This window comes from Mycobacterium sp. 4858 (assembly GCF_900240975.1).
In the GTDB taxonomy this organism is placed as follows: domain Bacteria; phylum Actinomycetota; class Actinomycetes; order Mycobacteriales; family Mycobacteriaceae; genus Mycobacterium.
Genome location: NZ_LT968776.1, coordinates 1,940,010 through 1,952,988, shown reverse-complemented (window position 1 = coordinate 1,952,988; position 12,979 = coordinate 1,940,010). Strand labels below are relative to the sequence as shown.

At 70.0% G+C, this 12,979-nt stretch carries 11 protein-coding genes and 1 pseudogene; 6 read left to right on the top strand and 6 right to left on the bottom strand.

What is annotated here, in order from left to right; all coding sequences use genetic code 11:
* Window positions 1–13: 13 nt before the first annotated feature.
* Complete coding sequence (locus C1737_RS17680) at window positions 14–688, top strand: YoaK family protein (RefSeq protein ID WP_068098668.1); 675 nt, start codon at window positions 14–16, stop codon at window positions 686–688.
* Here the strand turns inward: C1737_RS17680 and C1737_RS17675 are convergent.
* The 4 genes from C1737_RS17675 to C1737_RS17660 form a co-directional block, all read right to left on the bottom strand.
* Window positions 681–1,790, bottom strand: coding sequence for a phosphodiester glycosidase family protein (locus tag C1737_RS17675; protein ID WP_102419043.1), 1,110 nt, complete (start codon window positions 1,788–1,790; stop codon window positions 681–683). The two genes, C1737_RS17680 and C1737_RS17675, sit on opposite strands and share 8 nt — an antisense overlap.
* A 79-nt stretch (window positions 1,791–1,869) precedes the next feature.
* Window positions 1,870–3,246 carry a YhgE/Pip domain-containing protein gene (locus tag C1737_RS17670; protein WP_102419042.1) on the bottom strand — a complete coding sequence of 459 codons (1,377 nt, stop codon included), beginning with the start codon at window positions 3,244–3,246 and terminating at the stop codon, window positions 1,870–1,872.
* A 26-nt stretch (window positions 3,247–3,272) separates the two neighbouring features.
* Window positions 3,273–4,007, bottom strand: a complete 735-nt coding sequence (locus C1737_RS17665; RefSeq protein WP_102419041.1) for a pirin-like bicupin family protein — start codon at window positions 4,005–4,007, stop codon at window positions 3,273–3,275.
* 21 nt (window positions 4,008–4,028) lie between these two features.
* The gene (locus tag C1737_RS17660; RefSeq protein ID WP_102419040.1) at window positions 4,029–4,853 is read right to left on the bottom strand and encodes a MarR family transcriptional regulator; all 825 of its coding nucleotides are present in this window, start codon (window positions 4,851–4,853) and stop codon (window positions 4,029–4,031) included.
* Window positions 4,854–4,961: 108 nt separating this feature from the next.
* Here C1737_RS17660 and C1737_RS17655 point away from each other — a divergent pair, with 108 nt between their 5' ends.
* Window positions 4,962–6,104 carry a dihydrodipicolinate reductase gene (locus C1737_RS17655; RefSeq protein WP_102419039.1) on the top strand — a complete coding sequence of 381 codons (1,143 nt, stop codon included), beginning with the start codon at window positions 4,962–4,964 and terminating at the stop codon, window positions 6,102–6,104.
* On the opposite strand, the gene C1737_RS17650 is transcribed toward C1737_RS17655, so the two are convergent.
* Window positions 6,101–7,510 (bottom strand): alpha/beta hydrolase domain-containing protein, encoded by a 1,410-nt coding sequence (locus C1737_RS17650; protein WP_102419038.1) that lies wholly within the window; start codon window positions 7,508–7,510, stop codon window positions 6,101–6,103. The two genes, C1737_RS17655 and C1737_RS17650, sit on opposite strands and share 4 nt — an antisense overlap.
* A pseudogene (locus C1737_RS17645) lies at window positions 7,507–8,637 on the bottom strand (sigma-70 family RNA polymerase sigma factor). The gene C1737_RS17650 and the pseudogene C1737_RS17645 overlap by 4 nt, the downstream one beginning before the upstream one ends.
* Between C1737_RS17645 and C1737_RS17640 the strand changes: the two are divergent.
* Genes C1737_RS17640 through C1737_RS17625 form a run of 4 tightly spaced genes read left to right on the top strand, consistent with a single transcriptional unit; the run spans window position 8,630 to window position 12,855 of the window.
* The gene (locus C1737_RS17640; RefSeq protein WP_369807565.1) at window positions 8,630–9,424 is read left to right on the top strand and encodes a lysophospholipase; all 795 of its coding nucleotides are present in this window, start codon (window positions 8,630–8,632) and stop codon (window positions 9,422–9,424) included. The pseudogene C1737_RS17645 and the gene C1737_RS17640 sit on opposite strands and share 8 nt — an antisense overlap.
* Window positions 9,425–9,461: 37 nt before the next feature.
* On the top strand, window positions 9,462–10,211 hold the full coding sequence (locus tag C1737_RS17635; protein WP_102419036.1) for a DUF2786 domain-containing protein: 750 nt from the start codon (window positions 9,462–9,464) through the stop codon (window positions 10,209–10,211).
* Window positions 10,208–10,720, top strand: coding sequence for a TIGR04338 family metallohydrolase (locus tag C1737_RS17630; protein ID WP_067924992.1), 513 nt, complete (start codon window positions 10,208–10,210; stop codon window positions 10,718–10,720). The genes C1737_RS17635 and C1737_RS17630 overlap by 4 nt, the downstream gene beginning before the upstream one ends.
* Window positions 10,717–12,855 (top strand): beta-glucosidase, encoded by a 2,139-nt coding sequence (locus tag C1737_RS17625; RefSeq protein WP_199182868.1) that lies wholly within the window; start codon window positions 10,717–10,719, stop codon window positions 12,853–12,855. The genes C1737_RS17630 and C1737_RS17625 overlap by 4 nt, the downstream gene beginning before the upstream one ends.
* Window positions 12,856–12,979: the final 124 nt, after the last annotated feature.

Below are 12,979 nucleotides of genomic sequence, written 5' to 3'. Positions count from 1 at the left end.
TCTGCTACGACCCATGGCCGTTACCTCGCCGGTGTCGGAGCGCTCGACCGTCGCGGCTCTGCTGTTGTTGACCTTCGCCACCGGCCTGGCGGACGCGATCAGCATCCTGGTGCTCGGACACGTGTTCGTGGCCAACATGACGGGAAACGTTATCTTCCTGGGCTTTTGGCTGGCGCCTCGAACGAGCATCGACCTGACTGCGGTCGTGGTAGCCCTGCCCACCTTCGTCTGCACCACGATCCTCAGCGGCCGGGTGTCGCGGCATTTCGCCGACCGGGCGCGGGCGTGGATCACCACCGTATTGGCAACGGAGATCGCCCTTTTGCTGGCGTTGGCGACGCTGGCCGGCACCGGCATCCTGCGGTATCACGACAACACCAAGCTGGTCATGATCGGCATTCTCGCGGTCACGTTCGGCCTGCAGCACTCCAGCGCGCGCCAGTTCGGCATCCAGGAATTGTCCACCACCGTGCTGACGTCGACGATCGTCAGCCTCGGCCTGGACAGCCGCCTGGCCGGCGGCACCGGCGCCCGTCAGGCGTTGCGCCTCAGCGTCGTGTCGACGATGTGCGCCGGCGCGTTCCTGGGCGCGACCATGTCACGATTCGTCGTCGCGCCGGTCTTCGCGGTCACGGCGGCCGTGGTGGCGGCCAGCCTGTTGATCTTCCGCTTCGGGCCGGCTAGTTGAAGGCCAGCCAGCTGGGCAGCGCCCGTTCGTGCGAATCGCAGAGCACCTGCCGGGTGTCGCACGACCCGCGCGGCGAGCCCGCGCCGGCCCACATGCCGCCGGTGTCGCGGCGCAACACGATCGCCGACGACCCGCCGCCGTCGAGCAGGACGGCGTTGTCGCTGCCAAGCCCGCGGAACAGGTCTTGCATGTTGTCCGGTGTGTAGCTGCCGCCCTCGAAGATGTACATCTCGTCTTTCTGCCTCGAATACGCCAGGGCCGTTCGCGCGGCGCTGGGTCCCCCGTCGTGCAGCTGCCCATTCTGGCCGGGGGCCAGCAGCCCGATCCCGGACACCGCGACGAACCGCTCGTTCTTGTTCAGCAGGTCGGCGACCACGGGCGTGGCGGAGTCGTAGTCGTTCTTGGTCCTCGGCCACACCACGTACGGCGCCCCGCCGGACGGCAGGATCATCGTCGTCAGCGCGCTCCAGCTCTCACCGCCGCCCGAGAGGCCTTGCTTGCCGGGGTAGGCGACGGTGCCGGTGACGGCCTGGTTGGCGCGGCCCTGGCCGTGGGTGTTGTCCACGAAGGCGCCCAGCGGTGAGCTGCAGCCGGTCTGCCGCCACGAACCGCCCTTCTGGCCGCGCACGTCGAAGAAGTTGGCGTTGATCGCGATCGTGGGCTGGCCCATTCGCTGCCACGCCTGCAGCGGCGCGTAGAGCTCCGACGCCTGCCACAGCCCCTCGGCGGTGCGGGCGCCGGGATTGCTCTCGCAGCGCGCCTGATCCCCTTGGTGGGTGTCGACCAGCAGGTGGGGCGACAGCCGCCCGGCAGCGTTCTTGATGATCATCAGGTGGCCGCCGTTGTTCATCTCATACCAGCTGCCGCCGGCGTTGAGCATCGGCGCGGGGTGACCGGGCCCGAAGTTGTAGACCAGGTACGAACCCTTGGTGGTGTCGATGGCGTTGGCCAGCAGGTCGCGGCCGTCGGCGGCGCGCGCCACCGGCAGTCCGGTGCTGTTCGCGAGGGCGACGCACGCGACCATGGCGGTGCAGCCGGCCACCAGCCGGCGCAAACTGGCGCGTCGGGTCAGCACGATCGCCCTTTCGGCCCGGATCTGGATGCAACATCAACATCATCAGTCACACCAGTCACACTGTCAATCTAGATAACGGGCCGATGACGCTCGGGCGGCGTTCGAATTACGTTTTCTCGCTTGAGCTTTCGGGCTCAGGCTCGGTCGCGTCGGTCCGCTCGTGCTTGCCCTGGCGCGCCTGGTGTTCCATCGCGATCGCCATCTCGGCCGCCCCCGCGACCCGGTGGTAGCCCTTGCGGTCGTAGAGGTGGGTGATCACGCCGCCCAGGAGCAGCCCGATGACGAGGCCGATCGAGGTCATGACCAGCGCCTGCGATATCCCGGTGTCCGCGCGCCCGTGGAAGTACAGCAGCGACCGGGTGCCCAGGAAGACCTGGTGCATGGGCTCGAATTCGGCCAGCCAGCGGAAGAAGGGCGGCGTGGCCTCCAGGGGCACGGTGGCGCCCGCCGACGGCAGCCCGAGGATCACGAAGATCAGCATGCTGACCAGCAGGCCGCCGGTGCCCAGCACCGAGAGCAGCGAACTGGAGGTGATGCCCACCGCGACGATCGCGAACATCCCGTACGCCCAGAGCTGCCAGCCGAGATCGATGGGCATGCCCAGCCCGTGGGCGATCGCCAGATACACCGCCGAGGTGAGCAGCCCGAGCAGCACCATGATGGCCCACTTGAGCAGCAGCGTCTGGAAGCGCGAGATCCTGACCTGTTCGGCGAAGCGGTACACCGGCCCGAATTCGGCTGGTACGTAACCGAGCAGGGCGTCGACCAGGGTGCTGACCACGATGCTGCCGGTGAACCCCGCGAGCAGGAGCAGGAGGGCGTAGTAGAAGGCCGACAGCCCGTTACCGGTGCCGTCGGGCAGCGGGTTGTACACGGTCGATTCGATCTCGATCGGAGTGGACAGGCCCTCTTCGGCGGCCCCGGCGAGCGGGGCGCCGCCGGTCTGCGCCTTGACCTGCGCGAGAAGTCGTTCGCCCACTTCGCCATTGGCCACGCCCATCGCCATGTTCAGGGTCTGGCCGGCGATGCTGGCGCCCAGCGTGCCCGCGCGCGGATTCGTCGAAATCGTGATCACCGGCCGCTCCGCGGGACCGGGAAGCACCGCGCTGGCGCCCAGATCCCGCAGCTTCGACGAGAAGCTCGGCGGTATCAGCACCGAACCGTATACGTGTCCCGTCTCCAGCTGATGCTTGGCGGCGTCGCGGGTGAGCACGCGGACGTCGAACTTGTTCTTGTCCAGGCCGTTGACCAATCGACCCGTCAGCTCCGCCCCCGCCGGCCCGGCGTCCTCGTTCACCACGGCGATGGGGAAGTGCCGCAGGTTGGTCATCGGGTTCAAGATCCCGCCGAGGTAGAGCGCGCACAACGCCGACATCAGGGCCAGCGTGATGACCAGCGGCGCGGCCCAGAATCGCACCGTGCGGACCGCCTTGATGCTCCGGTCGGGGTTGGGCGCCGCGTGCTGCGGCCGCGATTGAGACATGCCGGCTCCTGTCTGTCACGCCCACTCTATGGGCTCGGGGCGCCCAGCTCAGCGTGCATCTCCCAGACCAGCAGCTCCGACGGTTCGGTCGCGGTGACCAGCCGGCCGCCGGCGTCGGTGAACCGGACGGCGTCACCCTCCCGCAGCTCGCCGACGCCTTCGCACGTGACCGCGCCGCGCGCGACGAACAGGTGCAGGTAGGGCGCCTGCGGAAGGGTCACCGCGGCGCCGGCGGGCAACCGCGTGGCGTGCAGCGCGGCGTTGCGGTTGTGCAGGGCGATGGCTCCGGGCCGGCCGGGGATGCCCGAGGCGATCGTCACGAGTGCGCCCTCCAGCGCGTCCGCCTCGATCTCGTGCTGTTCATAGGCCGGGGTGATGCCGGCCTGGTCGGGTACCACCCACATCTGCACGAAATGCACTGGCTCCGTGGTTGACTCGTTCTTCTCCGAATGCAGGATTCCGCTGCCCGCCGACATGCGCTGGGCCAGGCCGGGATAGATCACGCCGCGATTACCGATGGAGTCCTCATGCGCCAGTTGGCCCTGCAGGACCCAGGTCACGATCTCCATGTCCCGGTGCGGATGCGTGCCGAATCCGGTTCCGGGCGCGACGATGTCGTCGTTGTTGACCAGCAGCAGCCCGTGATGGGTGTTGTCCGGATCGTAGTGGTCGCCGAACGAGAACGAGTGCCGGGAGGTCAGCCACGGCGTCGTGGTGACGGCACGTTCGGCCGCACGCCGAACGTGCGCGTGGGCGGACATGTGCTCACTGTAATCGGGTGGTCAGGCCACTGTCGCGGCGAGCAGCCCCTGCGCGTGCCGCAGTGCGGCGTCGAGTTCGGGCAGGGTCAGTCCGGGGGAGCGGCCCAGGTGGATCTCGACCTGGTACTCCGGCTGGCCATCGTGGGCGAAGATCGGCAACACCACGAATTCGGCTGCGGCCAAGTCGGTTTCGAGCACATCGGTGACCGACTGCAGCGTCACCATGGTCATCAGCGTGGTGAGCTGGCGGGTGACCTGGGCCGTCGGCTCCAGCGAAGCGAGCAGGTCGGTCAGCCGGTCGTGCAATGACTGGTGGGTGTCGTCGAACCGCCAGGCGCCGTACCCGCGGTCCCGGATGTCGGCGAGCACCCGCTGGTGTTCGGCGATCTCCGTCCGGGTCAGCCGTGGCGTCACCCGCTGCAGCCACGCGTGGACGAATTCGTCGTCGCGCCAGGCCATCGCGACCAGACCGAACGGCGGGTCGATGGGGAAGCGCTGACCCACGGCCTGCCCGCCGTCGGTGCCGTGACCGACCGCGTCCACGGTGGTCAGGTGCCGCCGGCCGATCTTCGACATCGAGCAGCCCGCGCCGAGCGTCTCGTGCAGGAACCGCAGCGCCTCGCGGCCGCGGTCGAGCAGCGGGAACTGCAGGCGCAGCCCATGCACCAGACCGAACAGGCCACTGCCCAGGACGTAGCGGCGATCTTCGCGGCGCGCCACCCAGGCGCGGCCCTCCAATTCGGCCAGGACGAGGGCGCAGGTGGAGGTGCTGATCGCGCAGCGCTTGGCCACCTCGGCGGACATCAGGCCGGTTGGCGAATCCGCAAGAGCGGCAAGCACATCCATTACCCGGGCGGTCGGCGGTGATTTGGCGGTTGACGTGCTGATGTCCACCTCCCTACGATCCGTCCAAAATACAAGGATAACCGTCCTAATATTAGGAGATGGTCCAAAGTGATCAAGGTGGGAGTGTGGGGGCCGGGTTCCATGGGCGTGATCGCCTTACGCGGCGTGATCGACCACCCGGAGTTGGAGCTGGTTGACCTCGTCGTGCACAGCGCCACCAAGGCGGGCCGCGACGCCGGGGAGCTGTGCGGAACGACGCCGGTCGGGGTGGTGGCCACCCAGGATCCGGCGGCGCTGCTCGCCGGCGACGCCGACGCGGTGGTGTATGCCGCCGGTGCCAACCTGCGGCCGCTGGAGGCGGTCGAGGACATGGCCTCGATCTTGCGGGCCGGAAAGAACGTGGTGTCGTGTTCGGTGGTGCCGCTGGTGTTTCCGGACGGCTTGGGTCCGGCGGGCGCGGTGTTCACCGATCCGCTGCGGCAGGCCGCGCTGGACGGCGGGGTGTCGTTCTTCACCACCGGCATCGACTCGGGCTTCGCCAATGACGTTCTGCCGCTGGTGCTCACCGGCGTTGCGCGGGCCATCGACTGGGTGCGAGTGACCGAGATGTTCAACTACGCCACCTACCCGGACCGGGCCGCCGTGTACGAGATCCTCGGGTTCGGCCAGCCGCCGGAATACCAGGCGTTCGCCGCCCAGCCCGGAATGTTCACCTTCGGCTGGGGCCCTGTCCTACATCAGCTCGCGGCCGGCTTGGGTGTCACGATCGACGACATCGAGGAGAGCAACGAACGCATTCCCGCCGCGGAGTCCTTCGACGCGCCCACCGGCCACGTCGCCGCCGGCACCATCGCGGCCATGCGCTCCACGCTGACCGGATACGTGGGCGGCAAGCCGACTTTCGTCCTCGACCACGTGACCCGGATGCGCGACGACATCGCCCCGGACTGGCCGCAGCCCCACATTTCGATCCCGCCGAAGGACCTCGGCTACGGGCAGGCCTCCGGCCGCGGCCTCTACCGGGTGGAGATCGAGGGATCGCCGACCATGCGCTGCGAATTCGAGATGGCCGAAGACCACGACCACGACCTGGGTGCGCGCATCGCGGGGGCATCCCGGATGGTCAACTCCATCCCGGCGGTCTGCGCGGCCCCGCCCGGGCTGCTCTCGGCGCTGGACCTGCCGCTGGTCACCGGGGCCGGACTGGTCCGCCCGGTGGCGGGGCCGCCGCCGGACAGCCGGCTGTTCTAAGGCCGGTCGCCGGGATAGGCCGCGGCGGCCAGCTCGAGGATCTCGGCCCGGTCGGCGGCCAGGATGAAGCCTGATCGGATCGACGCGTCGAGCGCGGCGGTGAAGCGTTCCAGGTACTCGGCGACGCCGCCCGGGTAGAGCAGGCGCAACGTGTCGACGTCGAAGAGTTCCCCGGAGCCGAACAGCGCGGCCATGACGCCTTCGTCGCCGCCGCGACCCGAGGTTCGCGCCACCGGCACGTCCACCCACGGAGTTCTGACGCCGCCCTGAGCCAGGCCGTTGGCATCCGGAACGGGTTGCGGCCCATAGGCATCGCGCACCTGCATGGGCGCCGCTCCGGGCGCGGGCGGGCCGCCGCGCACCCACGTGTTCAGCGCGGCGAGCGCCGCCTGCACCACGTAGTGGTGTTGCGGGGCGAAGTTGATGTGATGTGAAAGTTGCTGGCCCATCAGCGTGTTCGTGGGCGCGTACGCGGCGACGAGGTCCGCCAGCGGCGCCGAGCCGCTGTCGATGGGTGCCACCTGGATGGTGTAGTTGTCGGCGTGCGCGGCCCCGGGAATCTCCCAGACCCGCAGCCATGGGTTGTCGGGCTGACGCGCGAAGTAGTAGCCCTCCCGGGCGCCACCGAACAGGTCGGTTTCGGTGATGATCGTCAGCAACGGCACCCGCAGGTCCGGGCGAAATGCGACGGCCTGCGGTGCGCCGGCGTCGTCGAAGATGGACGCCCCGTCGAGCGGGGCCGCGGGGCCGAAGCGGGAGTGAACGAAAAACCCGTCGTACGTCTGGGCCAACGGGTCGACGGCGTTGACGTAGGTGGTCAGGAACATGGCGGACTGCGACTCGCCCAGCGCGATCACGCGTTGGGCGCGCAGCTCACCCAAAACGCGGGTGTCCCAGGCGGTTTGGACGAGCCCGCCGACCTGGGAGAAGATGTCGTAGGCGAAGGCGTCGCCGGGGTGGTGCAGCGGCGCGTAGCGGGCCGGGTCCTGGCTTTTCAGCGACATGTCCACGCCGAGCAGGCTCGCGCCGCCGTCAACGCCCACCTTCTGCGCCGAGACCGCGAGGTACGCGTAACCTGCGCGCACGATTTCCCGGTGCCCCATCATCCACACCGCGGGCGCGTCGATGCCGCCGCTCACGTTGAGCCACTCCACCAGCGCCGTGCCGTTGAACCGCGCCGGATCCGTCGGCGTCAGCACCACGACTCGGGTGGTGTAATCCGCCGTGCCCGAGGGCGACACGCTCCACTGCCCGTCGTGCGCGAGCGGCGCCGTGGGCGCGTAGGAGGTGGCCGTCCCGGACACGAAGAACTCCCTCGCCGTGTAGCCCACCTCGGCGAGGGCGTACGAGCCCAACAACAGGCGCGGCCGCCCGGGCGCGGGTGTGATCTCGGGCGCATCCGTCACAGCGAACCGGGCAGCCCGAACTTCGCGAACAACGCCTCGTCGAGGAACGCCACCACGTGCGACACCCGGTCACCCCGCACGTCGAGCACGTGCAATTGGAAGGGCACGTGGATTTCACCGGCGCGCATGTACATGGCGGCGCCGGGCTGGCCGTTGGCGACCAGCGGCAACAGCCGCATGTCGCCGGGGGACTCGGCGGGGCATTGTTGATGAATGAGGGTGACGATGTCCCGCGCGCCCCGGTACCAGCCGGCGTACGGTGGCATCTCCCAGATCGCCTCGGCGGTGAACAATTCCACCAGGCGGTCGATGTCGTAAGTCTCGAAGGCGGCGATGTAGCGGGCCAACAGATCCTGCGTTTCCGGGGAATCCGGCGCGTCCAACCGGTCGCCCTGGCTGGGGCCCACCGCGTCGAGCTGGGATCGGGCCCGCTGCAGCAGGCTGTTGACGGCGGTCGTGGTGGTGCCGATCGCCTCGGCGACTTCGGCGGCCCTCCACTGCAGCACGTCGCGCAGCAACAGCACCGCCCGCTGCCGGGGCGAAAGGTGTTGCAGCGCAGCGACGAAAGCCAACCGCACCGACTCACGCGACCCGACAATGACCGACGGGTCGGCCGGGTCGTTGGCCAGGTCCGGCAGCGGCTCCAGCCAGGGCACCTCGCGGCGCTCGTGGAGCTCGGCGGTCGGGTCGGAACTGGGTGCGCCCAGGCCGGTCGGCAGCGGCCGGCGTTGCCGCCCCTCCAGCGCGGTCAGGCAGGTGTTGGTGGCGATGCGATGCAGCCACGTCCGCATCGAGGACTTGCCCTCGAAGCGGTCGTAGGCCTTCCACGCCCGCAGCAACGTCTCCTGAACCAGATCCTCCGCGTCGTGCAACGACCCGGTCATCCGGTAACAGTGCGCCAGCAGCTCACGACGGTACGGCTCGGCGTGTGCCGAGAAATCCCCGCCCGCCGCGGGGACGAGTTCTGAGTCGGCGGTATTTTGCGCAAGCAGCCCCACAATGGGAGAGCCTACGACAGTGTCTGGCGGGGCGACCTGCGCCGAGAGCCATTACGCTGCCCCTAATGACTAGGACCGTGCAGTGAACCGCGACGAACGGAACTTCGACGGATTCGGCGGCGTGCGCATCGTTTACGACGTCTGGACGCCCGACACGGCGCCGCGGGCGGTGGTGGTCCTCTCCCACGGCCTCGGCGAGTACGCCCGCCGCTACGACCACGTCGCACGGTGTTTCGGTGCGGCGGGCCTGGGTACCTACGCGCTGGATCACCGTGGGCATGGCCGCTCGGACGGCAAGCGGGTGCTGGTGCGGGACATCTCCGAGTACACCGCCGACTTCGACAGCCTGGTCCGCATCGCCACCCGCGAGCATCCGGGCCTCAAGTGCGTCGTGCTCGGGCACAGCATGGGTGGCGCCATCGTGTTCGCCTACGGCGTCGAGCGCCCGGACGACTACGACCTGATGGTGCTGTCGGGCCCCGCCGTGGCGGCCCAGGATCAGGTGTCGCCGCTAATGGTCCTGGCCGCCCGGGTGCTCGGCGCGGTGGTGCCCGGGCTGCCGGTGCAGGAGCTGGACGTCGACGCGATTTCCCGGGACCCCGAGGTGGTGGCGGCCTACAAGAGCGACCCGCTGGTCTACCACGGCAAGGTCCCGGCCGGGATCGGCCGGGTCCTGTTTCAGGTCGGCGAGACTATGCCGCAGCGCGCGCCGGCGCTGACCGCGCCGCTGCTGGTGGTGCACGGCTCCGAGGACCGCCTGATCTCGGTCGCGGGCAGCCGGCGCCTGGTCGAGTGCGTGGGGTCGACGGACGTCGAACTGAAGGTCTACCCGGGGCTTTACCACGAGGTCTTCAACGAGCCGGAGCGCGAGCAGGTGCTGGGCGACGTCGTCTCGTGGATCACCGCGCGGCTCTGAGGCGAAGCTGTCGTATCGCTTGAGTAGTTTGGCGCACATGACCGACGACAAAATGCTGGCCCGCATCGCCGCACTGTTGCGTCAGGCCGAGGGCACGGACAACCCGCACGAGGCGGACGCTTTCATGAGCGCCGCCCAGCGGCTGGCGACGGCGTCCTCCATCGACCTGGCGGTGGCGCGGTCCCATGCGGCCACCCGCTCGCCGGCCCAGGCCCCGACGCAGCGCACCATCACGATCGGAAACGCGGGCACCAAGGGTCTGCGCACGTATGTGCAGCTGTTCGTGCTGATCGCTCGTGCGAACGACGTGCGCTGCGACGTGGCGTCCAACTCGACGTTCGTGTACGCCTATGGGTTCGCCGAGGACATCGACGCCACCCACGCGCTCTACGCCAGCCTGGTGGTCCAGATGGTGCGGGCGTCGGACGCCTACCTCGCGTCGGGCGCGCACCGGCCCACACCGACCATCACCGCGCGGCTGAACTTTCAGCTGGCCTTCGGGGCGCGGGTGGGCCAGCGGCTGGCGGAGGCGCGCGACGAGGCCCGGCGCGAGGCCACCAAGGATCGTCGGCGCCTACCGGGCACCGCTATTGCGCTGCGGGACAAGGATGTCGAGCTGCACGACTACTACCGGGGCGCTTCGAAGGCGCGCGGCACCTACCAGGTCAGTCGGGCGACGGCCGGCTACTCCTCGGCGGCGCGGCGCGCGGGTGACCGGGCGGGCCGGCGGGCGCGGCTGGGCAACAGTCCGGAACTGCCCGGCGCGCGCACCCCGCTGGGCCGGTGAGCCCCGGGCCGTCGGCTACGCGGGACTCCCAGCGAGCGAAGGTGTACGCGGCCGAGGAGTTCGTCCGGACGCTGTTCGACCGCGCCGCCGAGCACGGGTCGCGCGCCGTGGACTTCTTCGGTGCGCAGCTCACCCTGCCGCCTGAGGCGCGATTCGGCTCCGTTTCGGCCGTGCAGCGCTATGTTGACGACGTGCTCGCGTTGCCGTCGGTGCGCCGGCGTTGGCCCTCCGTCCCGCCGTTGCGCGTGCGGCCGCGGCGGGCCGCGACGGCGGCCCATTACGAATACCGCGACGGCGCAGGGGTTATCGCGGTGCCCGACCGCGACACCGCCGACTGGGCGCTGCGCGAGCTGGTGGTGCTCCACGAAGTCGCGCACCACCTGTGCCAGGTCGAGCCGCCGCACGGGCCGGAGTTCGTCGCGACCTTCGGCGAACTGGCGGAGCTGGTGATGGGCCCCGAGCTCGGGCACGTGCTGCGCGTCGTCTACGCCAAAGAGGGTGTGCGGTGAGCTCGTCCGGCGACGCCGACGCCCGGGCGCGCGAGGTCGAAGCCCGGCTGACCGATGACGAGCGATTCGCGCTGCTGGTCGGCGTGATGGGCGCGGGGGAGATGTGGCCGCTGCGCGACGGGCGCATCCCGCCGGACGTCCCGATGAGCGCGGGTTACGTCCCCGGCGTGCCCCGCCTGGCCGTCCCGGCGTTGCTGATGAGCGACGCCGGCCTCGGGGTGACCAACCCGGGCTACCGGCCGGGCGACACCGCGACCGCGCTGCCCGCCGGTCTGGCGCTGGCCGCCAGTTTCGACCCGCCCCTCGCGCGCGCCGCGGGCGAGGTGATCGGCCGGGAGGCCCGCAGCCGCGGGTTCAACGTGCAGCTCGCCGGAGCCATGAACCTCGTGCGCGACCCGCGCAACGGCCGCAACTTCGAATACCTGTCCGAGGACCCGCTTTTGACCGCGACGATGGCCGCGGAATCGGTCCACGGGATCCAGCAACAGCAGGTCATCTCGACGGTCAAGCACTACTCCCTGAACTGCAACGAGACCAACCGGCACTTCCTGGACGCGGTCATCGATCCCGGTGCGCATCGCGAATCCGACCTGCTGGCCTTCGAGCTGGCCATCGAGCGTTCGCAGCCGGGCGCCGTGATGACCGCCTACAACAAGGTCAACGGCACGTATGCCGCCGCCAACGACGTCCTGGTCAACCAGGTGCTCAAGGGCGCCTGGGGGTACCGCGGCTGGGTGATGTCCGACTGGGGGGCCACCCCGTCCTGGGAGTGCGCGCTGGGCGGGCTCGACCAAGAATGCGGGGCCCAACTCGACGCGCTGCTGTGGCAGGCGGAGGCGTTCGGGGCGCCCCTGCGTGCCGCCCATGCCGACGGCAGGCTGACCGGCGAACGGCTCTCGGACATGGTCCGGCGGATTCTGCGATCGATGTTCGCGGTCGGCATCGACCGGGCCGAAGACCGGGCCGAAGTCGCGCCCGTACCGGACATGGCCGCCCACAACGAGATCGCGTTGCGGATCGCCCGGCAGGGGATCGTGCTGTTGACCAACCGCGGGCTGCTGCCGCTGGCGCCGGAGGCGTCCGCCCGGATCGCCGTCATCGGCGGATATGCACACGTCGGGGTGCCGGCCGGCTACGGGTCGAGTGCCGTCGTCCCGCCGGGCGGCTACGCGGCCGTGATACCGATCGGCGGCGCGGGACTGGAGGCCGGCCTGCGCAAGCTGCAGCTGTTGCCGTCGAGCCCGCTGGACGAGCTGCGCAAGCAATTCCCGCATGCCCGAATCGATTTCGATCCCGGCATCAACCCCGCGGAGGCGGCGCTGGCGGCGCGCAACGCCGACATCGCGCTGGTGTTCGCCGTCCGCGCCGAAGGGGAGGGGTTCGACATTCCCGACCTGACGCTGCCGTGGGGGCAGGACGAGGTGATCACCGCCGTGGCCACCGCCAATCCCAACACCGTGGTGGTGCTCGAGACCGGCAATCCGGTGACCATGCCCTGGCGGGACTCGGTGCAGGCGATTGTGCAGGCCTGGTATCCGGGGCAGGCCGGCGGCCGGGCGATCACGGAAATCCTTGCCGGCCAGGCCAACCCGTCGGGCCGGTTACCGATCACGTTTCCGGTCGACCTGGGACAGACGCCCCGCCCGGAGCTGCCGGGCCTGGGCGCCGAGTGGGGCGAGCCGACCACGATCGACTACACCGAGGGATCGGATGTCGGCTACCGCTGGTTCGCCGCCACCGGCGAGGCCCCGATGTTCGCCTTCGGTCACGGGCTGTCCTACACCGACTTCGACTACCGCGATCTGGTGGTGGGCGGCGGGAACACGGTCACCGCGAGTTTCACCGTCGTCAACGTCGGTGACCGCGCGGGCGCCGACGTCCCGCAGCTGTACCTGACCGCGGCCCCGGGCGGGCGATGCCTGCGGTTGCTGGGGTTCGAGCGGGTCGAGCTCGAGCCGGGCGCCGCCCGCCGGGTCACCATCGAGGCGGACCCGCGCCTGCTCGCGCGCTACGACCGCGGCGTGGGTGGCTGGCGTATCACCGCGGGCGATCACCGGGTGGCGGTGAGCGCCTCGGCGGTCACCCCGCGGCTGGAGGCGACGGCCGAGCTCGCCGGCCGTACGTTCGGACGCTGATCGGCGACCGCCGTCGAGTGTGCGTGCAGGGCTTTGGCTGTGCGCTCAGGGTGGGGTTCCCCGGCGTGTCGCCGCCCTGGACGCACACTCGACGCTGAAGCGCGAAGGATCCGGCCCGAACGGA

Bases quoted from the DNA above. Each gene is read 5' to 3' on its own strand.
- C1737_RS17680 (WP_068098668.1), top strand. From the start codon at position 14: ATGGCCGTTACCTCGCCGGTGTCGGAGCGCTCGACCGTCGCGGCTCTG.
- C1737_RS17670 (WP_102419042.1), bottom strand. From the start codon at position 3,246: ATGTCTCAATCGCGGCCGCAGCACGCGGCGCCCAACCCCGACCGGAGC.
- C1737_RS17665 (WP_102419041.1), bottom strand. From the start codon at position 4,007: ATGTCCGCCCACGCGCACGTTCGGCGTGCGGCCGAACGTGCCGTCACC.
- C1737_RS17660 (WP_102419040.1), bottom strand. From the start codon at position 4,853: ATGGATGTGCTTGCCGCTCTTGCGGATTCGCCAACCGGCCTGATGTCC.
- C1737_RS17635 (WP_102419036.1), top strand. From the start codon at position 9,462: ATGACCGACGACAAAATGCTGGCCCGCATCGCCGCACTGTTGCGTCAG.